This window comes from Rhizobium sp. F40D2, from assembly GCF_051810745.2.
Lineage (GTDB): Bacteria > Pseudomonadota > Alphaproteobacteria > Rhizobiales > Rhizobiaceae > Rhizobium.
Genome location: NZ_CM131436.1, coordinates 2,992,391 through 3,012,369, shown reverse-complemented (window position 1 = coordinate 3,012,369; position 19,979 = coordinate 2,992,391). Strand labels below are relative to the sequence as shown.

At 61.6% G+C, this 19,979-nt stretch carries 22 protein-coding genes, 1 tRNA gene and 2 pseudogenes; 12 read left to right on the top strand and 13 right to left on the bottom strand.

Annotated elements, in window-relative coordinates:
* The first annotated feature begins 9 nt into the window (after positions 1-9).
* Together ACS4RS_RS14415 and ACS4RS_RS14410 are read left to right on the top strand one after the other, a co-directional pair.
* Positions 10-264, top strand: a complete 255-nt coding sequence (locus ACS4RS_RS14415; RefSeq protein ID WP_054182650.1) for a type II toxin-antitoxin system prevent-host-death family antitoxin — start codon at positions 10-12, stop codon at positions 262-264.
* A 6-nt stretch (positions 265-270) separates the two neighbouring features.
* Positions 271-699 carry a hypothetical protein gene (locus ACS4RS_RS14410; RefSeq protein WP_439010434.1) on the top strand — a complete coding sequence of 143 codons (429 nt, stop codon included), beginning with the start codon at positions 271-273 and terminating at the stop codon, positions 697-699.
* A 112-nt stretch (positions 700-811) separates the two neighbouring features.
* Here ACS4RS_RS14410 and metH read toward each other — a convergent pair whose 3' ends face one another.
* Entirely contained in the window at positions 812-4,585 is a 3,774-nt protein-coding gene (gene metH / locus ACS4RS_RS14405) for a methionine synthase (RefSeq protein ID WP_439010435.1), read from the bottom strand.
* Positions 4,586-4,755: 170 nt separating this feature from the next.
* Here metH and ACS4RS_RS14400 point away from each other — a divergent pair, with 170 nt between their 5' ends.
* Positions 4,756-6,000 carry an AGE family epimerase/isomerase gene (locus ACS4RS_RS14400; RefSeq protein WP_439010436.1) on the top strand — a complete coding sequence of 415 codons (1,245 nt, stop codon included), beginning with the start codon at positions 4,756-4,758 and terminating at the stop codon, positions 5,998-6,000.
* Between the two features lie 41 nt (positions 6,001-6,041).
* On the opposite strand, the gene ACS4RS_RS14395 is transcribed toward ACS4RS_RS14400, so the two are convergent.
* The 7 genes from ACS4RS_RS14395 to ACS4RS_RS14365 all read right to left on the bottom strand — a co-directional run bounded on the left by ACS4RS_RS14395 (position 6,042) and on the right by ACS4RS_RS14365 (position 12,417).
* Positions 6,042-6,539 (bottom strand): heme-degrading domain-containing protein, encoded by a 498-nt coding sequence (locus ACS4RS_RS14395; protein WP_003593272.1) that lies wholly within the window; start codon positions 6,537-6,539, stop codon positions 6,042-6,044.
* A gap of 90 nt (positions 6,540-6,629) precedes the next feature.
* Positions 6,630-7,241 carry a flavin reductase gene (locus tag ACS4RS_RS14390; protein WP_439010437.1) on the bottom strand — a complete coding sequence of 204 codons (612 nt, stop codon included), beginning with the start codon at positions 7,239-7,241 and terminating at the stop codon, positions 6,630-6,632.
* A gap of 3 nt (positions 7,242-7,244) precedes the next feature.
* Positions 7,245-7,988, bottom strand: coding sequence for an aspartate/glutamate racemase family protein (locus ACS4RS_RS14385; protein WP_439010438.1), 744 nt, complete (start codon positions 7,986-7,988; stop codon positions 7,245-7,247).
* 1 nt (position 7,989) lies between these two features.
* Positions 7,990-8,811 (bottom strand): ABC transporter permease subunit, encoded by an 822-nt coding sequence (locus ACS4RS_RS14380; protein ID WP_439010439.1) that lies wholly within the window; start codon positions 8,809-8,811, stop codon positions 7,990-7,992.
* A 1-nt stretch (position 8,812) separates the two neighbouring features.
* On the bottom strand, positions 8,813-9,718 hold the full coding sequence (locus ACS4RS_RS14375; RefSeq protein WP_439010440.1) for an ABC transporter permease subunit: 906 nt from the start codon (positions 9,716-9,718) through the stop codon (positions 8,813-8,815).
* Between the two features lie 266 nt (positions 9,719-9,984).
* Positions 9,985-11,283, bottom strand: a complete 1,299-nt coding sequence (locus tag ACS4RS_RS14370; protein WP_439010441.1) for an extracellular solute-binding protein — start codon at positions 11,281-11,283, stop codon at positions 9,985-9,987.
* A 45-nt stretch (positions 11,284-11,328) separates the two neighbouring features.
* Positions 11,329-12,417 (bottom strand): ATP-binding cassette domain-containing protein, encoded by a 1,089-nt coding sequence (locus tag ACS4RS_RS14365; protein WP_439010442.1) that lies wholly within the window; start codon positions 12,415-12,417, stop codon positions 11,329-11,331.
* A 269-nt stretch (positions 12,418-12,686) separates the two neighbouring features.
* Between ACS4RS_RS14365 and ACS4RS_RS14360 the strand changes: the two genes are divergently transcribed.
* Positions 12,687-13,397 carry an FCD domain-containing protein gene (locus ACS4RS_RS14360; RefSeq protein ID WP_439010443.1) on the top strand — a complete coding sequence of 237 codons (711 nt, stop codon included), beginning with the start codon at positions 12,687-12,689 and terminating at the stop codon, positions 13,395-13,397.
* A 142-nt stretch (positions 13,398-13,539) separates the two neighbouring features.
* On the opposite strand, the gene ACS4RS_RS14355 is transcribed toward ACS4RS_RS14360, so the two are convergent.
* The gene (locus ACS4RS_RS14355; protein WP_439010444.1) at positions 13,540-13,953 is read right to left on the bottom strand and encodes a DUF4174 domain-containing protein; all 414 of its coding nucleotides are present in this window, start codon (positions 13,951-13,953) and stop codon (positions 13,540-13,542) included.
* Between the two features lie 115 nt (positions 13,954-14,068).
* A complete protein-coding gene (locus ACS4RS_RS14350; protein ID WP_439010445.1) occupies positions 14,069-14,452 on the bottom strand; it encodes a hypothetical protein in 384 nt (127 codons plus the stop codon).
* A 361-nt stretch (positions 14,453-14,813) separates the two neighbouring features.
* On the opposite strand from ACS4RS_RS14350, the gene ACS4RS_RS14345 reads away from it, so the two are divergent.
* The 3 genes and pseudogenes from ACS4RS_RS14345 to ACS4RS_RS14335 all read left to right on the top strand — a co-directional run.
* Entirely contained in the window at positions 14,814-15,038 is a 225-nt protein-coding gene (locus ACS4RS_RS14345) for a hypothetical protein (protein WP_439010446.1), read from the top strand.
* A gap of 25 nt (positions 15,039-15,063) precedes the next feature.
* Positions 15,064-15,303, top strand: coding sequence for a DUF2934 domain-containing protein (locus ACS4RS_RS14340; RefSeq protein ID WP_439010447.1), 240 nt, complete (start codon positions 15,064-15,066; stop codon positions 15,301-15,303).
* Between the two features lie 87 nt (positions 15,304-15,390).
* Positions 15,391-15,597: pseudogene (locus ACS4RS_RS14335) on the top strand (GIY-YIG nuclease family protein); the annotation flags it as partial.
* Positions 15,598-15,969: 372 nt separating this feature from the next.
* On the opposite strand, the gene ACS4RS_RS14330 reads toward ACS4RS_RS14335, so the two are convergent.
* Positions 15,970-16,164, bottom strand: a complete 195-nt coding sequence (locus ACS4RS_RS14330) for a hypothetical protein (protein ID WP_003580973.1) — start codon at positions 16,162-16,164, stop codon at positions 15,970-15,972.
* 124 nt (positions 16,165-16,288) lie between these two features.
* Here ACS4RS_RS14330 and ACS4RS_RS14325 point away from each other — a divergent pair, with 124 nt between their 5' ends.
* The 3 genes from ACS4RS_RS14325 (at position 16,289) to ACS4RS_RS14315 (ending at position 18,011) form a co-directional block, all read left to right on the top strand.
* Positions 16,289-17,014: an autoinducer binding domain-containing protein gene (locus ACS4RS_RS14325; protein WP_439010448.1), complete on the top strand. Its 726-nt coding sequence runs from the start codon at positions 16,289-16,291 to the stop codon at positions 17,012-17,014.
* Positions 17,015-17,157: 143 nt separating this feature from the next.
* Positions 17,158-17,823 carry an acyl-homoserine-lactone synthase gene (locus ACS4RS_RS14320; RefSeq protein ID WP_439010449.1) on the top strand — a complete coding sequence of 222 codons (666 nt, stop codon included), beginning with the start codon at positions 17,158-17,160 and terminating at the stop codon, positions 17,821-17,823.
* Positions 17,820-18,011 (top strand): hypothetical protein, encoded by a 192-nt coding sequence (locus tag ACS4RS_RS14315; RefSeq protein WP_003593249.1) that lies wholly within the window; start codon positions 17,820-17,822, stop codon positions 18,009-18,011. The genes ACS4RS_RS14320 and ACS4RS_RS14315 overlap by 4 nt, the downstream gene beginning before the upstream one ends.
* A 132-nt stretch (positions 18,012-18,143) precedes the next feature.
* Here the strand turns inward: ACS4RS_RS14315 and ACS4RS_RS14310 are convergent, their stop codons facing one another.
* Complete coding sequence (locus ACS4RS_RS14310; protein ID WP_439010450.1) at positions 18,144-18,512, bottom strand: response regulator; 369 nt, start codon at positions 18,510-18,512, stop codon at positions 18,144-18,146.
* Positions 18,513-18,733: 221 nt separating this feature from the next.
* Here ACS4RS_RS14310 and ACS4RS_RS14305 point away from each other — a divergent pair.
* Positions 18,734-18,809, top strand: a tRNA-Ile gene (locus tag ACS4RS_RS14305).
* Between the two features lie 159 nt (positions 18,810-18,968).
* Here the strand turns inward: ACS4RS_RS14305 and ACS4RS_RS14300 are convergent.
* A pseudogene (locus tag ACS4RS_RS14300) lies at positions 18,969-19,078 on the bottom strand (winged helix-turn-helix transcriptional regulator); the annotation flags it as partial.
* Between the two features lie 84 nt (positions 19,079-19,162).
* Here ACS4RS_RS14300 and ACS4RS_RS14295 point away from each other — a divergent pair.
* Positions 19,163-19,960 carry an SDR family NAD(P)-dependent oxidoreductase gene (locus tag ACS4RS_RS14295; protein WP_449313696.1) on the top strand — a complete coding sequence of 266 codons (798 nt, stop codon included), beginning with the start codon at positions 19,163-19,165 and terminating at the stop codon, positions 19,958-19,960.
* Positions 19,961-19,979: the final 19 nt, after the last annotated feature.

Sequence of the window (19,979 nt, the reverse complement as noted above, 5' to 3'; positions counted from 1 at the left end):
AATCTTATCATGGCCCGGACCACGGCTCTGGAATTTCAGCGAAAATTCGGCGCGTTTCAGCATCAGGCGCAGCGCGAGCCCGTCGAGATCACCCGTCACGGCCGCCGCGAATTCGTGCTGATGTCGGCCGAGCATTATGATTGGCTGAGGGCTGCCGCGCAACGCACGCACTTGACGGCCGATGCCTTGTCCGTCGTCATCGATGCCGTCGAGAGAGCGGAGATGGATGCTGCCCACACCTCTCTCGATGAGTTGCTGAAATAACGCGTCATGGCCTCAATCCCCCAGCCGAAGCCCGGCCTCATCGTGCGCTATGACTACCTGTGGTCGCGCGAAGCCTTGGCGGGTCGCGATCAGGGCAAAGACAGACCCGCCTGTCTTGTTGCGGCGAGCGATAGCCTGGCCAGTCCCCGCTATGTCGTTCTGCTGCCGATCACGCATACGCCGCCGTCCGGCGAAACGGTCGGAATAGAGATCCCACCGAAGGTGAACCAGGCGATCGGTCTGGACGACGCCCCGAGTTGGGTCATCGTCTCCGAACACAATATCGATGAATGGCCGAAGGGCGGGCTTTCACCCGTGCCGGGCAGCGAGGGAATGTTCGCCTACGGCTTCATTCCGCCTGGGCTTTTCGCAACAATCAAGGCGAAATTTCTCGATCTTGCTAAGGCAAGGAAAAGCGACTCTGTCCGCCGCTGATGCCTATTACCCGAAAGCGTCCGGCGACCGGGGCTGCGGCGCAAGTTCACTCTCCATCCGTTGAATCGATCTCTCAGCACGCCGCCTTAAGCGACCGAGAAGACTCGGCAAATCATGCCGCGTCTTCGATCTCCTCGTTGGTCTTGCGCGGCACGTAGTTGAGCACCGGTCCGAGCCAGCGTTCGACTTCCGAAACCTCCATGCCCTTGCGCTTGGCATAGTCTTCCACCTGATCGCGCTCCACCTTGGCGACGCCGAAATAATAGGAGTCGGGGTGGCCGATATAGAGGCCGGAGACCGAGGAGCCCGGCCACATCGCATAGCTCTCCGTCAGCTTAACACCGGCCGCCTTTTCCGCGTCGAGCAGCTTGAAGAGCGTTGCCTTTTCGGTGTGGTCGGGCTGGGCGGGATAGCCGGGCGCAGGCCTGATGCCGGCATAGGCTTCGGTGATCAGATCCTCATTGCTGAGCGTCTCGTCTTTTGCATAGCCCCAATATTCGCGCCGCACCTGCTCGTGCATGCGCTCGGCAAACGCTTCGGCAAAGCGGTCGGCCAGCGCCTTGACGAGGATCGAGGAATAATCGTCGTTAGCGCGTTCGAAACGCTCAGCGATGGCGATTTCCTCGATACCGGCCGTCACCACGAAGCCGCCGACATAATCCTGCACACCGCTTGTGACAGGCGCGACGAAATCAGAGAGCGCCACGTTCGCCCTCCCGTCCCGCTTCGAAAGCTGCTGGCGCAGCGTGTAGAAGGTGGCAAGCTCATGACTGCGGCTCTCATCGGTAAACAGACGGATATCGTCGCCGACGGCGCCGGCCGGCCAGAAGCCGATGACGGCGCGCGGGCGGAACCACTTTTCGTCGATGATCTTCTTGAGCATCGACTGCGCATCGGCCCAGAGCGCACGCGCCGCTTCGCCCTGCTTCTCGTCCTCGAGAATGGCGGGGTAGCGGCCGCGCAGTTCCCAGGTCTGGAAGAACGGCGTCCAGTCGATATATCTGGCAAGCTCGGCCAGATCGTAATCCTCGAACACCCGCGTGCCGAAGAATTCCGGCTTCGTCGGCTGGTAGGCCGACCAGTCGACCTTATGCGCATTCTCGCGGGCCCGCGGCAATGGCAGGCGCACCTTCTCGGCCTCGCTGCGCGCATGAGCGGCCGCCACCTTCTCATATTCGGCCCTTGTATCGTCGACATAGCCCTGGCGCGTTTCCGGCGACAGCAGCGCCGAGACGACGCCGACGGCGCGGCTCGCATCGGTGACGTAGATCGCCTGCCCCTTGTTGTAGCCGGGATGGATCTTCACCGCCGTATGCACGCGGCTGGTCGTCGCCCCGCCGATCAAAAGCGGGATGTCGAAGCCCTGCCGCTCCATCTCGGCCGCGACATGCACCATCTCGTCGAGCGACGGCGTGATCAGGCCGGAAAGGCCGATGACGTCGACCTTTTCGGCAATTGCCGTGTCGAGGATCTTCGTCGCCGGTACCATGACGCCGAGGTCGACGATCTCGTAATTGTTGCAGGCCAACACGACGCCGACGATATTCTTGCCGATATCGTGCACGTCGCCCTTGACCGTCGCCATCAGGATCTTGCCGGCCGAGCGACGTTCTTCGCCGCCATTCAGGCGCTTTTCCTCCTCCATGTAGGGCAGCAGCACGGCAACCGCCTGCTTCATGACGCGCGCCGACTTGACCACCTGCGGCAGGAACATCTTGCCCGAACCGAACAGGTCGCCGACGACGTTCATGCCGGCCATCAGCGGCCCTTCGATGACGTGCAGCGGCCGGGCGGCCTGCTGGCGCGCCTCCTCGGTATCGGCTTCGATATATTCGGTGATGCCGTTGACCAGCGCATGTTCGAGGCGCTTCTCGACGCTCCATTCGCGCCAGGAGAGGTCCTGGACCCGGCCTTCCCTGGCACCGGCGCCGCGGAAGCGCTCGGCCACTTCAAGCAGCCGCTCGGTGCCGTCGGGACGGCGGTTCAGCACCACGTCTTCGCAGGCCTCGCGCAGTTCCGGATCGATATTGTCGTAGACGGCGAGCTGGCCGGCATTGACGATGCCCATGTCCATGCCCGCCTGGATGGCGTGGTAGAGGAACACGGCGTGCATCGCCTCGCGCACCGGCTCGTTGCCGCGGAACGAGAAGGACAGGTTGGAAACGCCGCCGGAGATATGGACGAGCGGCATGCGCTCGCGGATCGTCCGCGTCGCCTCGATGAAATCAACGCCGTAATTATTGTGTTCTTCGATGCCGGTCGCGACCGCGAAGATGTTCGGGTCGAAGATGATATCCTCGGGCGGGAAGCCGATCTTTTCCGTCAAAAGCTTATAGGCGCGGGTGCAGATTTCCACCTTGCGCTCATAGCTGTCGGCCTGCCCCGTCTCGTCGAAGGCCATAACGACGACGGCGGCACCGTAATTGTGCAGCAGCCGTGCCTGGGCGAGGAAATTCTCCTCGCCTTCCTTCAGCGAGATCGAGTTGACGATCGGCTTGCCCTGGACGCGCTTCAGACCGGATTCGATGATCGAGAATTTCGAACTGTCGATCATGACAGGCACGCGGGCGATGTCCGGCTCGGCGGCAATCAGGTTGAGGAACTCGACCATCGCCTTTTCGGAATCGATCAGGCCCTCATCCATGTTGATGTCGATCACCTGCGCGCCGTTCTCGACCTGGTCGCGCGCGACATCAAGTGCTGCGGTGTAGTCGGCATTGGTGATCAGCTTGCGGAACTTCGCCGAGCCGGTGACGTTGGTGCGCTCGCCGACATTGACGAAGGGGATATCCTTGGTCAGTTCGAAGGGTTCGAGGCCGGACAGCGACATGAAGGGGCGATGCTCGGGGAGCGGCCGCGGCTTGTACTTGGCGACGGTCTCGGCAATCGCTCTGATATGTTCAGGCGTCGAGCCGCAGCAGCCGCCGACGATATTGACCAGGCCCTCGCGGGCAAAGCTGTCGATCTGCGCCGCCATCAGTTCCGGCGTTTCGTCATATTGGCCGAATTCGTTCGGCAGGCCGGCATTCGGGTAGGCGCAGATGAAGGTATCGGCGACACCCGAAAGCTCCTGCAGATGCGGGCGCATCGCATTGGCGCCGAGCGCGCAGTTCAGCCCGATCGTGAAGGGATTGGCGTGGCGCACCGAGTTCCAGAAGGCAGACGGCGTCTGGCCGGACAGCGTGCGGCCGGACAGGTCGGTGATCGTGCCGGAGATCATCACCGGCAGGCGCACGCCCTTGGCCTCGAAGCGCTCCTCGCAGGCAAAGATCGCAGCCTTGGCGTTGAGCGTGTCGAAGATCGTCTCGATCAGGATAATGTCGGCGCCGCCGTCGATCAGCCCGTCGATCTGCTCGCCATAGGCCGAACGCAGATCGTCGAAGGTGACGGCGCGGAAGCCGGGATTGTTGACGTCAGGCGAGATCGAGGCGGTGCGGTTGGTCGGGCCGATGGCGCCGGCGACGAAGCGACGGCGGCCGTCCTCGCGCTCGGCGCGCTGGGCTGCCCGGCGCACGATCTCGGCGCCTTCCTTGTTGAGGTCGTAGACCGCCCCTTCCATCTCATAATCGGCCTGCGCGATGCGGGTCGAGGAAAAGGTGTTGGTCTCGAGAATATCGGCGCCGGCCATCGCGTATTTGTAATGGATCTCTTCGATCGCATCCGGCTGGGTCAGGATCAGAAGGTCGTTATTGCCCTTCTGGTGGCAGGCGCAGCCGATGAAGCGGGTGCCGCGGAACTGGTCTTCGTCATAGCCGAGCCCCTGGATCTGCGTGCCCATGGCGCCGTCGAGGACGAGGATGCGTTCGCTGGCGGCTTTGCGCAGCGCTGCGAAAACTTCATTGCCGTCACGTTTGCCCGTTTCCGGACCAAAGAGAGTATCGAACACGGGAGGGCTCCTTGACGTCGTAAGACCAGACAGTCCAGATCACATAAAGATATCTTTATGTCAATATATGCCTATCGATTTCGTGCTTTGCAAGTCTCAGCGGATGACAGGCTTGAAGGGGCTCTATATAGGCAATTGACACGCATTGCGCACGAAATCGGAGGAGTATCATGGCACCCCTGCTTGGAAACTGGACGAGCCGCGCCTATCACCGCGACTGGCTGCTCAACCAGGCGAACAGCCTCTTCGATTTCTTCCAGCGCAATTCGGTCAATCCCAAGGGCGGCTTCTGCGATCTCGACGATAGCGGCAAGCCGCTTGACGCCGAAGGCCAGGTCCGCAGCATCCATATCGCCGCGCGCGCCGTGCATTGCTTCGCAATCGGCACGCTGCTCGGCCGCCCGGGTGCGGCCGATCTCATCGACCACGGCATGGACTATCTCTGGAACCATCATCGCGACCGGAAGAATGGCGGTTATTTCTGGTCGCTCGACAATAGTGGTCCGGTCGATTCCAACAAGCAGGGTTATGGCCATGCTTTCGTGCTGCTCGCCGCCGCATCCGCCAAGACGATCGGCCATCCGCTGGCCGACGGCATGCTCGCCGATATTGCCGAGGTCTTGAACACGAGGTTCTGGGAGCCGCTCCACGGCGCGATCGCCGAAGAATTCACCGCCGACTGGCAGCCGCTCGACGGCGGCGCCTATCGCGGCCAGAACTCCAACATGCATCTGACCGAAGCGCTGATGGCCGCCTTCGAAGCGACCGGCGACCGGGACTACTTGACCAAGGCCGAAAGTATCGCCGATCTCGTCATCCGCCGGCAGGCGGGTTCGGTCGACTGGCGCGTCGCCGAGCATTTCGACGCCGAATGGAACCTCGACAAGCAATACTATCATCCGAACGAAATGTTCCGCCCGGCCGGCACGACGCCCGGCCATTGGCTGGAATGGACCCGCCTCATCCTGCAGCTCTGGGCGCTCGGCGGCAAACGCATCGAGTGGATGCCGGACGCGGCCAAAGCCCTCTTCGAGCAATCCATGGCGCTCGGCTGGGACAACGACAAGGGTGGCTTCTTCTATACGCTTGACTGGGACGACAAGCCCGCCAAGCGCAACAAGCTCTGGTGGCCTGCCTGCGAGGGTGCAGCCGCCGCCCATTTCCTCAACGAGCACCTGCCGAGCGACTATCACGAGGAATGCTACCGCAAAATCTGGAACGTGATCGAACGCGCCTTCATCGACCACAGGAACGGTGGCTGGCATGAGGAACTGACGGAGGATCTCGTTCCCGCCCATTCGCTCTTCCCCGGCAAGGGCGATATCTATCACGCCCTGCAGGCCTGCCTCATCCCGCTCTTCCCGGCAACCGGCAGCCTGACCAAGGGCATCGCCGAAGCCGGCGGCAGGCTCTGAGGTTCAGTGGTCGGCGCCCGCCGGCGCAGCAAACGGCCCGCTCAGAGCGGCGGGTCGAGCCGCAGCGTATCCAGATCCTTTGCGAGCATCAGCGCCAAGGCCTCGACCGCGAGATTGTGGTCGTCGCGCTGCGGCAGGCCGGAGACGGTGACCGCGCCGATGCAGCCGGTGCCCTTGACGTTGATGGGGAAGCTGCCGCCATGCGGCGCATAATCGGCGCCGGAAAGCCCGTTATCCTCGACCGTCTTGCCGTCCTTGCTGAGCTTCAGGCCGGAAGCATAGCTGCTGCGGAAATAGCGCAGCACCATGTTGCGCTTGCGGCGGACCCAGTTGACGTTGTCGGGCGTCACACCGGGCAGTGCGGCATAGAAGACCGGCATCGAATGCAGGGTCACATCGATCGCGATGCCGAGGCCGCGCTCGGTCGCAAGTTCCTGCAGGAGTTTGCCGAGCTGCCAGGCCGTCGTCAGGTCGAAGGCGTCGAAGCTCAGGGCCTTCTCCTGCTCCGCGATCCGGCTGAGATCCTGTTCGATTGTCATGGCTAAGCCCTCCTCTGCCGTAATGATCCGCTGCGACCATTCTTGCGGGGAGCAAAAAAGTAAAGCAAAAACTTGGAGCTACCCCTGGCCTCAGAGCTTCGGCGTCAGCATCTCGAAGCGGTCGCGGATGGTGGCACAGGTATCGCCGCCGAGCCGCGCGATCGCATCGACGGCGGCCGGATCGACATACAGCCGTTCCGGATCGACGACGCCGTCCTGATAATGCGCATAGACGATCTCGCCCATGACGATCTGCCGCGAGCGCCCGAGCTCCAGCGTCACATGCCGCCGGCATTCGAAGGCGGCCGGCGCCTCGGCGATCCAGGGCGAGGCCACCTTCTCGCCCGGCATCGCCGTCAACCCAGCCGCCTTCAGCTCGTCGACGCCACGGGGATAGCGGGCGCCGCAGACATGCATCGCCTCGGCGATGGCGAAAGAGACGATGTTGACCGTAAAGACCTCGGTCATGCGGATATTGTGGCCGGTATCCTTGAACGACATGTCGGCATTGTTTTCGACCCCGATCGCCAGGATCGGCGGATCGGCCGAAAGGCAGTTGAAGAAGCTGAAAGGGGCGGCGTTGATCCGCCCCTGTTCGTCGACCGTCGTCACCAGCGCGATCGGCCGCGGAATGATCGTGCCGATCATCAGCTTGTATCGCTCACGCTCACTGAGCTCTTTGAAGTCGAAGGAAACGGCCATGGCTCAGCCGAGCTTGCCGGCCGGCGAAAAAGCGCTCATCGCTCCGGTAAAGGCTTTCGGCAGCGGTGAGGCGTAGGAGCCGCGCTTACTGGTGGAAAGCCCGAGCGAGACCAGCGCCTCGGCCTGCTTGACGGCGGCCGAGACACCATCGATGACGGGCACGCCATAGATTGCCTGCAGTTCGCGCGCCAGATCCGTCATGCCGGCGCAGCCGAGCACGATCGCCTCGGCGCCGTCTTCGACGAGCGCCCGCTCGATCTCGGCCCTGAGTTTGCCGATCGCGCCCGAGGCCGCAGTCTCAAGCTCCAGCACCGGAATATCGGAGGCCCGCACCTTGGCGCGCTCGCCCATGCCGTAGCGGCGCACCAGATTGTCGATCAGTACGCGCGACCGCTCCAGCGTCGTCACCACGGTGAAACGCTGCGCCAGAAAACCCGCCGTTGCGACTGCGGATTCGCAAAGCCCGAGGATCGGCACATCGGCAAAGCTCCGCGCCGCGTCGAGCCCGGTATCGTCGAAGCAGGCGATGACGGCCGCGTCATAGCCCTCTGCCTGCCGCTCTTTCAGTTCGGAAAGCAGGCCGGGGATTGCCAGCGCTCCATCATAATGGCCCTCGATGGAGACAGGCCCCATGCTGGATGTGGCGGCGATGATTTCCGTGCCGGATGCGGCCACCGCACGCGCGGCGGTGGCGGCCTTCTCGGTCATGGAGGCCGTAGTGTTCGGATTGACGATGAGGATGCGCATGTCAGTCGATCTTTGCCTGCCGCCGGCTGAGCATCGTCATGATGCCGAGCGCGATGAGAATGATGGTGAAGGAAAACAGTGTCGTCACCGTGCCGAGCGCATAGAGCACCGGCGTCGTAACGTTGGTCGTCATGCCGTAGATTTCGAGCGGCAACGTATTGTAAGTGCCCGACGTCATCAACGTGCGGGCGAATTCGTCATAGGAAAGCGTGAAGCCGAACAGGCCGACGCCGATCAGGCTCGGCGCGATCATCGGCAGCACGACATGGCAGAACGTCTGCCAGGCGCTGGCCCCAAGGTCGCGCGCCGCCTCTTCATAGGCCGGCGAGAAACGGTTGAAGACGGCAAACATGATCAGCACGCCGAAAGGCAGCGTCCAGGTCAGATGCGCGCCGAAGGCCGAGGAATACCAGGCGGGCTTCAGCCCTCCCTCCTGGAAGACGACGCCGATGCCGAGCGAGACGATGATCGACGGTACGACGAGGCTTGCGACCGTGGCATAGAATAGCACGGTCGAACCGCGGAAACGGCGGCGGAAGGCAAGGCCGGCGAGCAGTGAGACGGTGACGGTCACGACCATCACCATCAGCCCGAGGGTGAAGGAGCGCCGGAAGGAGGCGCCGAAATCGCCGACCGCCTGCTTTTCGAACAGGTTGAAGAACCAATGGGTGGAAACGCCGTTCATCGGGAAGGTCAAGCCGCCGTCCGGCCCCTGGAAAGAGAGGATCAGCACCGCCGACAGCGGCCCGTAGAGGAACAGCACGAAGACGGCAAAGAAGATCGCCAGCAGATAGAATTCGAGGCCGCGTTTTTCGTGGTTCATCTCAAAGCTCCTTGCGGATGTCGACGACGCGCAGGATCGCCGCGACCATCAGCAGCACGACGGCGAGCAGCACCACGGCATTGGCGGCCGCCGCCGGATATTGCAGCAGCGACATCTGGTTCTTCATCATCAGCGCCACCGAGGCGCTCTGGCCGCCGGACATGACCTGCACCGTCGAAAAATCCGCCATGACAAGGGTGACGACGAAGATCGTGCCGATCGCCATGCCGGGTTTTGCCAGCGGAATGACGACATTCCACAGCACCTGCCAGCCGGAGGCGCCGGCATCGCGCGCCGCCTCGAACAGCGACCGGTCGATGCGCATCAGCGTGTTGAAGATCGGCGTCACCATGAACAGCGTATAGAGATGCACCATGGCGAGCACGACGGCGAAATCGGAATAGAGCAGCCATTCGATCGGCTGCGGAATGATGCCCGTCTTAATCAGCGTCGAATTGACGAGGCCGTTGCGCCCGAGCACCGGGATCCACGAGATCATGCGGATGATGTTCGAGGTCATGAACGGCACGGTGCAGACGAGAAAGAGGATCATCTGCGTCGAGGTCTTGCGGATGTGGAAGGCCAGGAAATAGGCGACCCAGAAACCGATGAGAAGCGTCAGCGCCCAGACGATCGCCGTGAATTTCAACGTGTTGAGATAGGTCTTCCAGGTGACCCACGAACCGAGCGTATCGGTGTAGTTCATGGTGAGAAAATCGGGATAGAGACCGGCGAAGTCGTAGTCCCAGAAGCTGACGACCGCGATCATGGCGATCGGCAGCAGGAAGAAGAAGCCGAGGATGGCGATCAGCGGCGTCGCCTGGAGATAGGAGATGGCTGAAGGGGAGAGGCTCAGTCTGCGCCCTGCCTGCCGCCCTTCCTCCGTTGCTGCTGCCATGGTTGCCATGTCCGTTCTCCGTTACGATTACGTCAGGTTGAACGAAGGTGCGTGCTGCCCCCTCATCCGCCTGCCGGCACCTTCTCCCCGCTGGGGAGAAGAGGAATCGCGGCAGCGCCTCGGCCACCGCGAACCTTGCTTTCATTATGCGACTCTAGCCGCGAACTCCCCTTCTCCCCAGCGGGGAGAAGATGTCCGAAGGGCAGATGAGGGGGCGGAGCGGAGCGACGTCTTGAGCATCAGCGAAAGACAATGCTTCTCCGCCCCCTCGCTGATCAAGCCGCGATAAACTCGTTCCAGCGGCGGACCATGTAGCGGTCTTCGTCCATCACCGAGTTCCAGCAGGCGACCGCACCCATGCGGGCTTCGAAGGCGCCGCCGTCGCGGACAGCACCGGCCCTTTCCATGACCTTGCCCTCGGGCGACAGGATATCGCCTTGCGCCGGTTTGCCCTCGATCCAATAGCCCCATTCGTCAGCCGACATGAAGTTCTTGGCGGTGTCCATGCAAGCGGAATAGTAGCCCTGGCGGTTGAGATAGCCGCCGACCCATCCCGACGTGTACCAGTTGATATATTCATAGGCAGCGTCGAGCTCGGCGCCCTTCAGATGCGAGGCAAGGCCGAGACCGCCGCCCCATGCGCGGTAGCCTTCCTTGAGAGGCTGGAAGGTGCAGGCGATGCCCTTGGAGCGGACGGCGGCGACGGCCGGCGACCACATGGACTGGATGACGACTTCGCCCGAGGCCATCAGGTTGACCGACTCGTCGAAGCTCTTCCAGAAGGCGCGGAACTGGCCTTCGCCCTTGGTCTTGATCAGGAATTCGATCGTCTTGTCGATCTCTTCCTTGGTCATGTTGCCCTTGTCGGCATATTTGATCTTGCCGGCGGCTTCCATGATCATCGCCGCATCCATGATGCCGATCGACGGAATGTTGAGGATCGCCGTCTTGCCCTTGAAGGCCGGATCGAGAATATCAGCCCAGCTTGTGATCGGGCGGCCGGTGAGGTCGGGGCGGATGCCGAGGGTGTCGGCGTTATAGATGGTGGGAACCATCGTCATCCACTGCGTCGGCTCCTTGGCGAATTTCTTGGAGCCTTGCGCCTCGACGAAGCCAACCGTGTGCGGCGCCGTGCCCTGGGCGATGACGCTGTCTGCCTTCAGCTTGCCGTTGATGAACAGCGGCACGATCTTGTCGTAATATTTCAGCTTCTTGACGTCCATCGGCTGCAGAACGCCCGTCGGGAACACCTTCTTGGCGATCCAGTATTCGATATCGGCAATGTCGTAGCTGTCGGGCTGAGTGACGGCGCGCTGGGCTGCAGCGTCGGAATCGGTCGCCGTCATCTCCAGTGTGATGCCGAGATCGGCTTTGCACTTTTCGGCGATGGCATTGATGTTCGAAACACCGGTGCCGAACTGGCGAAGCGTGATGTTGGTCTGCGCCCAGATGGTGGGAAAGCCGGTGATCGCGCCGGAGCCGGCGATGGCGCCAACGGCGGCAGCGCCCGTCTTCAGCAGCGTGCGGCGGGAAAGACCCTTCGCAGCCTTGGTCGATGTCGTTTCAGTCGTCATGTCAGTTCCCCTTTTTGTTGATGCGGAAGGATGGTTGGTGACGGTTCATGCGGAAGAGCTGCCGAGAAGCACGGCATCGTCGAGCGTCCAACTGAGCGAGACGGCATCGCCGACGGCGACCGGGCGGGCGAAATAATCGCTATCGTCTGATATGACGGTGAAGTCGTCGCTGCCGGCGCCGAGAACGGTGATCTTCACCGAAGAGCCGCGATATTCGACATTGGAGACGATGGCGTTGAAGCCGAGCGTCCATTCGGACGCCACCTGCAGGCGCACGCGGTCGGTGCGGATGCCGATATCGACGGGTTGGCCGACCTCCCTGCCCGCCCCGCGCACGGAAAAGCTCTGCCCCTCCGGCACGGTCATGACGATCACGCCGTTCTCGTTCGAGGTCACCCGGCCGGTAAGCACGTTGTGGTCGCCCATGAAGCGGGCGACGAAGGCGGTCGCCGGCTTTTCGAATACTTCGCGGGGCGCGGCCGCCTGTTCGATCCGGCCGTCATTCATGATGACCATGATATCGGCGAGCGCCATCGCCTCCTCCTGGCTGTGGGTGACATGCACGAAGGTGATGCCGAGCGACTTCTGCAGTTTCTTGAGTTCGGCCCGCATGCGGATCTTCAGGAATGGGTCGAGTGCGGACAGCGGCTCGTCGAGCAGCAGCGCCTCCGGATCGGTGATCAGCGCGCGCGCCAGCGCCACGCGCTGCTGCTGGCCGCCGGAAAGCTGGGCCGGGCGCCTGATAGCATAGGGTTCCATCTGCATCAGCTTCAGCATGTCGAGCGCCTTGGCTCGCCGCTCCGCCTTGTCGACGCCCTTCATCTTCAGGCTGAAGGCGACGTTGTCGATGAGGTCGAGATGCGGAAACAGCGCATAAGACTGGAACATCATCGCCGTACCGCGCCGGGCCGGCGGAAAATCGGTGATGACTGTATTACCGAGCCGGATATCGCCCGACGAGATGCTCTCATGGCCGGCGATCATGCGTAGCGTCGAGGTCTTGCCGCAGCCCGACGGGCCGAGGAAGCAGCAATAGGAGCCGGCCGGAATCTTCAGGCTGATCGCCTGTACCGCGGTCGTTGACCCATAGACCTTGGAAACGGATACTATATCGATCTCTGCCGCTTTCGACATCATGCCTTCCCCTGTTTGGAGAAGACGATGCACTTGCCGTGCCAATTCGCCGATGATTTCTCAACCCATTGTGAAACAAGGGTTTCATCCCCCGCAGATCTGAAAGAGATAAATTATGGGCAGAACGACGCCTGCACAGGAATTAGGCTATCGTCATCAATTTATGCAGGCGATCGTATACAATTTGTCCGCCGCTTCGAGCACAAATTCCGTTTAACTTTTGCCGGAAAGCCGGATATGGTTTGCCGATCATCAGGAAATCGATTTTCATGAAATCCGCTGCCAAGGCCATGCAGGCCGAAGACTCCGCCGAAACCAGCGTACAACTGATCCGCGATTCCATTCGCGAAGCAATCGTCGAGCGCAGGCTTTCGCCCGGCACGAAGCTCTCCGAAAAGGATGTCGGCAATCTCTTCAGCGTCAGCCGCACGCTTGCCCGCGCAGCTCTGCAGGCGCTCTCCTATGAAGGCCTCGTCAGCGTCGAGAAGAACCGCGGCGCCTTTGTCGCCTATCCCTCGCCCGACGAGGCCCGGCAGATCTTTGCCGCCCGCCGCCTGGTCGAGCCCGGCATATTGCGCGAGGCGGCGGCGCGGATCACGCCTGGTGACATCAGCCAGCTGAAACAGCTTCTACTAGAGGAAGGCCGCTTGATGAGCGAGCGCGGCCAGACGGCGCGGCGCGCCGAGATCAAGGCGTCGGGCGATTTTCATCTGAGGCTGGCGGAAATCTCCGGCAATGCGATCATGCAGCGCTTCATGGAAGAGCTTGTCGCCCGCTCGTCGCTGGTGATTGCCCTTTACGGCCAGTCCACCGCATCGAGCTGCGGCCATTCCGAACATGGCGAGATCATTACGGCGATCGAAAATAACGAGCTCGACCGCGCCTGCCAGCTGATGCTGCATCACATCACCCATATCGAGACCGATCTCGACCTGCGCGAACGCAAGAGCCTCGGTCTGAAGGAAGCCTTCGAGCTTTAATGCATGTCGCCCGGAAGCGTGCAGCGGTTCCGGGATAACGACATGCATCCAAAGAGCTAAAGAAACGCCTTTCAGACGATCGGCATGCGGAACGCCGGACGCGCAGCTTCGCCACGCCCCGTGTCACGCGCAGTCCGAAGCCCTACCAAGGCGTCTGCGTCGGCAGCATCTCGAAGGCGGCGAAGATATCCTCCGCAGTCCTTGGCTCGTTCGAGCGCAGCTTGACCGTGCCGTCGCGCCCGATCAGGATCAGCCCGAACTCGCCGGATGGCGGGCCCTGCAGCCGCTCTCTGATATCGTCGGCCTCGAGATCGGAGCCGTCGTCGAACAGCGAGAAAGCGCCGCCGCCGGCGATAATGAAAACCTCGACGTCTTCCTCGATGAGACGCATATGCGCGTTCCGCAGCCATTCGTCCTGGATGACGGCGCGGTCGTCCTGGGCATCGGCAAAGATGATCAGCACCCGCTTCCTGTCGCGAAACTGCTCAAGCGACTGCGGAAGCTCCGGCTCACGCCGCGGCGTGCCGATTATTTCATGAACGATGGATTTCAGCATGGTGCTTATTCCTCACCCGCACTGGCGGCGGGCATGCCAGTAAACGGCCGGCAATGGGCGAGGTTCCGCCAATACGCGGAAAAGGATCGCAGCCATGGCAGCGATCCTCATCCTGTCAGTCGCGGCTCTGATCTTCGGCCGCGTGGGCCGAAACGGCGACGAGATCGACCGTGCCGTTGGCAAGCAGGCGCTTGCGCACCAGCACGCGCATGACGCGCGCCGCCGTCGAAAAGGTCATCTGGTCGAGCGGGCCTTCGCCCTCCCACGGCTTGGTCAGCCGCTCGGTGACGGCGCCGACGATGTTCATCGGCACGATGTCAGTGCATTCGCGCATGGCTTCGAAAACGAAGCCGATGGGGATGACCCGTCCTTCGTAGGTGACGATCGGTTCGGTCACTTCGCTGTCCCACTCCTCGAAGGCGTAAAGCGCTTCGCGAAACAGCTGCTGGAGGGTAAACGGCGCGTGGCCGTCATGAAGTGGCGGCAGGGCATTCATCATGTCTGTCTCCTCTCGATGGGTTGAGGCCAAAGTCCTCCGGTCTCGGTCGCGCCAACGCGGGGAATGGCAGGTTTTGCTGCCCCTGCGAACCGAATAACACTATTGATTCTATAGAGTAACACGCTGGGGTAAAGCCCAATTCTGCACCCTTGCGGAAGCGAATTCCATAACGCGCTGATTTTCTTGCGTGTTTTAGTGGAAATTTTCTTAGCCGCGCCCCTTCCTGAAAATCCATGCCACCGGCAGCAAATCGCCCCGCAATGGCACGACCGGGCGAAAAAACCCTGCAAATTCACGGAACTTTTGCCGCTGTAATTTGTTTTGTTCTCACACTTCGAAAAACAGTCTGGGGTAATCACCAATGACGCAAATCCGTGAACCGGAGCGCCGAAGCAGAATATTGCGCGGCCGCCCCTACAGCCTTGATGAATTCGCTTCCAAATATGGCCTTGGCGGCGAGCAGGCCGAAAGCCTTTTTGCCCGTTTTGGGCCCTCCTCGATAGAACTCGACCTGCTGATGGCTGCCAAGCGGCGCCTGCCGGTTCGGAACGACGGGCCGGTTCCGCAGGACAGGATTGCCGAATAACACCTTTAACGAATGGAATAGATGGATGAGCGACAGACGCCACGAATGGATCAGCAAAAGAGCCTACGCGATCTGGGAAGAACAGGGCCGTCCCGACGGGCGCGGTGACGAACACTGGCGCCAGGCGGTGGCCGAACGCAATGCACTCGAACGCACGCAAGCCTCTATCGACGGACGCGAGGTGCTGGTGAAATTTCGCCCGAAGCAGCCGCGGCCCGAACTGCCGCTGCAGGATTGGCTCAACCCTTCGACGAAGGTTGGCTGATCCCTGTCTCGGGGGTGGCCGGTCTCGTCCTTCGAGGCCCCTGCGGGGCACCTCAGGATGAGGGCGGAGGGAGGTTGCGGCGTGCCTCACAATGCCGGGACCTATGACGGCTACACCGCCAAGCGCCTTCCCGTAGAACTCGTCTTCACCGAAACCTACGACCGCATCATCGACGCCATCGCCCGCGAGCGCCAGATCAAGGGGTGGTCACGCCGCAAGAAGGAGGCGTTGATTGCCCTGGACTACGAGGCCCTACCGGAATTGTCTAAACGCGGGCCGATCGAGGTGGAGTGAGCGCGGGTGGCCGCCGTCGTCCTTCGAGGTCCCTGCCGGGGCACCCGCAGGATGAGGGTGGAGAGAGGTTGCGGCGCGCCAGTCGTGAGCGTGCGTCAACAATGGCACAGTGTAACCGCTTCCCCGACCGCCATTGCTTCCGCTGGAAACCATTCATCAAGCATATTGGCACAAACCCATGGAGTACCGGCTTTCCGCCTGCCTGGCCGGGACATTGCCGCTCGACACTTTCTTCCCAAAATCGGAAACGGATAAGAATGAAAACGTGGTCGCTCGCAGGACGCGGATTTCATCTCGTCCTGGCCGCTCCCGGTGCCCGGTCGGTGCTGTAAGATCGGGAAGGGCTGGAAAGCCCTGTCGGGGCGAGCCATGTCAGAAAACGTTGTTTTCCACGCAAAGCGCCCTGTGGACCTCGGTCCAGAACAGCGCTAGCGGGGTGTCGCCGTTGCGTTCGGCAACGAGCGCGCGGATCAGCGCTTCGGAGCCTGCCATGTCCTGCCAGCTGGATTTCAGGCCCTTGGCGGCCTGTTGGCATTCGGCAATCTCGAAGGGTCGCTTGCTGTCCATATGAGGTCTCCTCGTGGAAAGGCGCTAGCAGGCGGAGCCGGGATTGTCATTCCCCGCATATGTGGGGATGCCTTGTATTTATGACGGTCCTCACGGTAGGATTGAGGGAATTGGGGCAGTGGAAATGATCGAGAATACCTATAGCGATAAGTTCGAGTCCGCCTTCGAACAGATCAAGGCCGCGGCCAATGTGGATGCGGCCATCCGCATTCTCCAGGCCGAATATGGGCTCGATTTCGTCACCTACCACCTCGCCCAGACGATCGCCAGCAAGATCGATTCGCCCTTCGTGCGCACCACCTATCCGGATGCCTGGGTCTCCCGCTACCTGCTGAACAGCTATGTGAAGGTCGATCCGATCGTCAAGCAGGGCTTCGAGCGCCAGCTGCCTTTCGACTGGAGCGAGGTCGAGCCGACGCCTGAGGCCTATGCCATGCTGGTCGACGCCCAGAAGCACGGCATCGGCGGCAACGGCTACTCCATTCCGGTCGCCGACAAGGCGCAGCGCCGCGCGCTACTGTCGATGAATGCCCGCATCCCGGTCGAGGAATGGACCGAGCTTGTCCGCCGCTGCCGCAACGAATGGATCGAGATTGCCCATCTGATCCATCGCAAGGCCGTCTACGAGCTGCACGGCGAGAACGACCCGGTGCCGGCATTGTCGCCGCGCGAGATCGAGTGCCTGCACTGGACGGCACTCGGCAAGGATTACAAGGACATCTCGGTCATCCTCGGCATTTCCGAACACACCACGCGCGATTATCTGAAGACCGCCCGCTTCAAGCTCGGCTGCGCCACGATCTCGGCCGCCGCCTCGCGAGCCGTGCAATTGCGCATCATCAATCCATAGTCTTGGGCCAGCGCATTTTTTTGTGGCGTCGTCATACTTTTGGGCTAATCCCCTCATCTGAGGGGGCCCATCTGAGGGAATTTCCGATCGGGCCTTCCTGAACCATTCTGCTCTCCACGGACTTGTAAACGCTGGAGGGCAAAATGTTCGTTATCATTCAGGCACATGAGTATCAGAAATACGCTGCCGTACTCGACCAGATGTTTCGCCTGCGCAAGAAGGTGTTCGCCGATACGCTCGGCTGGGATGTTCCCGTCATCGGCCCTTACGAACGCGACAGCTACGATGCGCTGGCTCCCGCCTATCTCGTCTGGTGCAACGACAGCCGCACCCGCCTTTACGGCGGCATGCGCCTGATGCCGACGACCGGCCCCACCCTTCTCTACGACGTCTTCCGCGAGACGTTTCCGGATGCCGCCGATCTCATCGCGCCGGGCATCTGGGAGGGCACGCGCATGTGCATCGACGAAGAGGCGATCGCCAGGGATTTCCCCCAGATCGACGCCGGCCGCGCCTTTTCGATGATGCTGCTTGCGCTTTGCGAATGCGCGCTGGACCACGGCATCCATACGATGATTTCCAACTACGAGCCCTATCTCAAGCGCGTCTACAAGCGTGCGGGCGCCGAAGTGGAAGAACTCGGCCGCGCAGACGGCTACGGCAAATACCCCGTCTGCTGCGGCGCCTTCGAAGTGTCGGACCGCGTGCTGCGCAAGATGCGCGCCGCCCTCGGCCTGACCCTACCCCTTTACGTCAGACATGTTCCGGCCCGCTCGGTCGTGACCCAATTCCTGGAGATGGCAGCATGAACCGCCTCGCTGAAACCGCAATACAGAAAGATATCGGGGCCTTGGAGCGCCACGTGCTCGCCTCCCGCGATATTGCCACGCAGATCGGGGATCCCTTCCTCTCCTATCTCCTCTCGATGGCGCTGTTCACGATCTACGAGAAGAAGGCCCACCACGAGAACGAGGCGCTGAAGAGCAGCTTCAGCTGAGGGCGCGACCCCCTCCGCACGCCTGAAGACGAGCATGTCTCCCGGCGCCTCGCGCGCAGCCGCAAAACCTGTCCCCGTTTTGCGGCTGCGCGCCCCTTCATGTCATCGGGGTCATGTCATCAGGGATTGCCGTCACGCCATCAGGGAATCGATCGTCGAGATCAGCGCGTCGTGCATATAGGGCTTCGGCAGGAAGGCGGTGTTGGCGGGCAGCGCCATGGGGTCGAGCCGCACCATGCCCGAGGTGATGATGATGCCGATATTCGGCCGCATCGCCCTCACCCGCTTGGCAAGCTGGATCCCGTCCATCGTACCCGCCATATTGACGTCGGTGAACAGGATATCGACATCCTGCCGGCCCTTCAGCACCACCATCGCCTCGTCGGCATTCGCCGCCTCCAGCGCCACATGGCCGACCTCTTCCAGCACATCGAGAACATTGAACCGGATCAGCGGCTCATCCTCGACGATAAGCACCACGGCACTGTTCAACGCCACCATCTGCGCTCGCCCTCTTTCATCAAATCCAATCTCTGTAATTGTCGCCGGCGTCAGAAGGTTCCAGTGCCCGCACCGATGAAATATGCATCGTCCACAGATGCTTGCGCTCTGCGCTTGTGGCTCCCTGCAATTTGCGTTAGAGCGAACCGATGCTGAGGGAACCATTGCCCCGGCATCCAGGCGTCGGCCTCCGGCGCCAAGGCGCTCACCATCGGCGTCAAGGGCCTGTAGCTCAATGGTTAGAGCCGGCGGCTCATAACCGCTTGGTTGGGGGTTCGAGTCCCTCCGGGCCCACCATTTATTTCAATAACTTAGCTGAATATTGGGGCCACCACGCCCGGAGCGGGCTACAGCCTGGGCTACAAAAGCCGCTTTTGTCACCATGAGAGCGTAGCCAGACAGGAAGGTCCCGGAACCATAGATTTCGGAATTTCGACCGGCCCTGCCGGGCGCGATGTGCCGCCGACCGCCGAATATCATGTCGCGCAGGATGATCAGCGTCCATCTGTGAGCGAGCACCTCGCCTGACAAATTGGTGGACAGCCGGACCCCCGTGTTTCGCCCAATCCTGCTTCACCGAAGCGATTGCATATTCATACCACTTAGTTTACGAAACCAATTGTAATATGCAATCAGTTTTGAGGTGAGCAATGATGCTGCAAAACAAGGTGGCGATCGTCTATGGCGGCGGCGGCGCTATAGGCGGGGCAGTTGCCCGCGCTTTTGCGAAAGAGGGAGCCGAACTCTTCCTCGCTGGCCGAACAAAGGAAAAGCTGGATGCGGTCGCAGATGACATTCGTAGCGTAGGCGGTCGCGCCGAGGTTTCTGTCATCGACGCCCTCAACGAGGAGGAGGTCGCACTGCATTCAGCGCGGGTTGCTGCCAAGGCGGGCGGGGTTGACATCGCGTTCAACGGACTTGGCATAAATCATGTGCAGGGCGTGCTTCTCACCGATTTGTCGGCAGCAGATTTCCTTCATCCGATCACGGCCTACGCGACGGCATACTTCATCACTGCCCGAGCCGTGACGCCGCACATGGCGTCTCGGGGCTCGGGCGTTATCATGATGCCATCGACACCGGGCGCTCGAATGCCCGGCACTGGATTTCTCGGCTACGGAGTTTCCTGTGCCGCGACGGAGGGCATGACACGGCTGCTGGCCGCGGAACTCGCCCCGGCTGGGGTCCGGGTCGTGTGCATACGGTCGCACGCAATTCCCGAGGCTGCGGCCATAGGCTCTCACTCCCGCGATGTGTTCGAGCCTGTCGCCCGAAGCGCAGGCATCAGCCTCGAGGAGATGATGGAGGGAGCAGCGGCAGGAACGTTGCTAAAGCTGCTTCCCACGCTTGATCAGGTGGCGAATGCCGCCGTATTCGCTGCCTCAGCGCATGCGGCGTCAATGACCGGGGCCGTCATCAATCTCACCGGCGGCGCGGTGGTAGACTAGATTTCCTTCGACCAGTGCA

What these genes read in the sequence shown, in the direction of transcription:
- ACS4RS_RS14315 (WP_003593249.1), top strand. Translation starts at nt 17,820, where the DNA reads ATGAACCGCCTCGCTGAAACCGCAATACAGAAAGATATCGGGGCCTTG.
- ACS4RS_RS14340 (WP_439010447.1), top strand. Translation starts at nt 15,064, where the DNA reads ATGAGCGACAGACGCCACGAATGGATCAGCAAAAGAGCCTACGCGATC.
- ACS4RS_RS14395 (WP_003593272.1), bottom strand. Translation starts at nt 6,539, where the DNA reads ATGACAATCGAACAGGATCTCAGCCGGATCGCGGAGCAGGAGAAGGCC.
- ACS4RS_RS14355 (WP_439010444.1), bottom strand. Translation starts at nt 13,953, where the DNA reads ATGCTGAAATCCATCGTTCATGAAATAATCGGCACGCCGCGGCGTGAG.
- ACS4RS_RS14350 (WP_439010445.1), bottom strand. Translation starts at nt 14,452, where the DNA reads ATGATGAATGCCCTGCCGCCACTTCATGACGGCCACGCGCCGTTTACC.
- ACS4RS_RS14380 (WP_439010439.1), bottom strand. Translation starts at nt 8,811, where the DNA reads ATGAACCACGAAAAACGCGGCCTCGAATTCTATCTGCTGGCGATCTTC.
- ACS4RS_RS14325 (WP_439010448.1), top strand. Translation starts at nt 16,289, where the DNA reads ATGATCGAGAATACCTATAGCGATAAGTTCGAGTCCGCCTTCGAACAG.
- ACS4RS_RS14295 (WP_449313696.1), top strand. Translation starts at nt 19,163, where the DNA reads ATGATGCTGCAAAACAAGGTGGCGATCGTCTATGGCGGCGGCGGCGCT.
- ACS4RS_RS14365 (WP_439010442.1), bottom strand. Translation starts at nt 12,417, where the DNA reads ATGTCGAAAGCGGCAGAGATCGATATAGTATCCGTTTCCAAGGTCTAT.
- ACS4RS_RS14410 (WP_439010434.1), top strand. Translation starts at nt 271, where the DNA reads ATGGCCTCAATCCCCCAGCCGAAGCCCGGCCTCATCGTGCGCTATGAC.
- ACS4RS_RS14345 (WP_439010446.1), top strand. Translation starts at nt 14,814, where the DNA reads ATGACGCAAATCCGTGAACCGGAGCGCCGAAGCAGAATATTGCGCGGC.
- ACS4RS_RS14375 (WP_439010440.1), bottom strand. Translation starts at nt 9,718, where the DNA reads ATGGCAACCATGGCAGCAGCAACGGAGGAAGGGCGGCAGGCAGGGCGC.
- ACS4RS_RS14330 (WP_003580973.1), bottom strand. Translation starts at nt 16,164, where the DNA reads ATGGACAGCAAGCGACCCTTCGAGATTGCCGAATGCCAACAGGCCGCC.
- ACS4RS_RS14390 (WP_439010437.1), bottom strand. Translation starts at nt 7,241, where the DNA reads ATGGCCGTTTCCTTCGACTTCAAAGAGCTCAGTGAGCGTGAGCGATAC.
- ACS4RS_RS14360 (WP_439010443.1), top strand. Translation starts at nt 12,687, where the DNA reads ATGAAATCCGCTGCCAAGGCCATGCAGGCCGAAGACTCCGCCGAAACC.
- ACS4RS_RS14310 (WP_439010450.1), bottom strand. Translation starts at nt 18,512, where the DNA reads ATGGTGGCGTTGAACAGTGCCGTGGTGCTTATCGTCGAGGATGAGCCG.
- ACS4RS_RS14400 (WP_439010436.1), top strand. Translation starts at nt 4,756, where the DNA reads ATGGCACCCCTGCTTGGAAACTGGACGAGCCGCGCCTATCACCGCGAC.
- ACS4RS_RS14320 (WP_439010449.1), top strand. Translation starts at nt 17,158, where the DNA reads ATGTTCGTTATCATTCAGGCACATGAGTATCAGAAATACGCTGCCGTA.
- ACS4RS_RS14370 (WP_439010441.1), bottom strand. Translation starts at nt 11,283, where the DNA reads ATGACGACTGAAACGACATCGACCAAGGCTGCGAAGGGTCTTTCCCGC.
- ACS4RS_RS14385 (WP_439010438.1), bottom strand. Translation starts at nt 7,988, where the DNA reads ATGCGCATCCTCATCGTCAATCCGAACACTACGGCCTCCATGACCGAG.
- ACS4RS_RS14415 (WP_054182650.1), top strand. Translation starts at nt 10, where the DNA reads ATGGCCCGGACCACGGCTCTGGAATTTCAGCGAAAATTCGGCGCGTTT.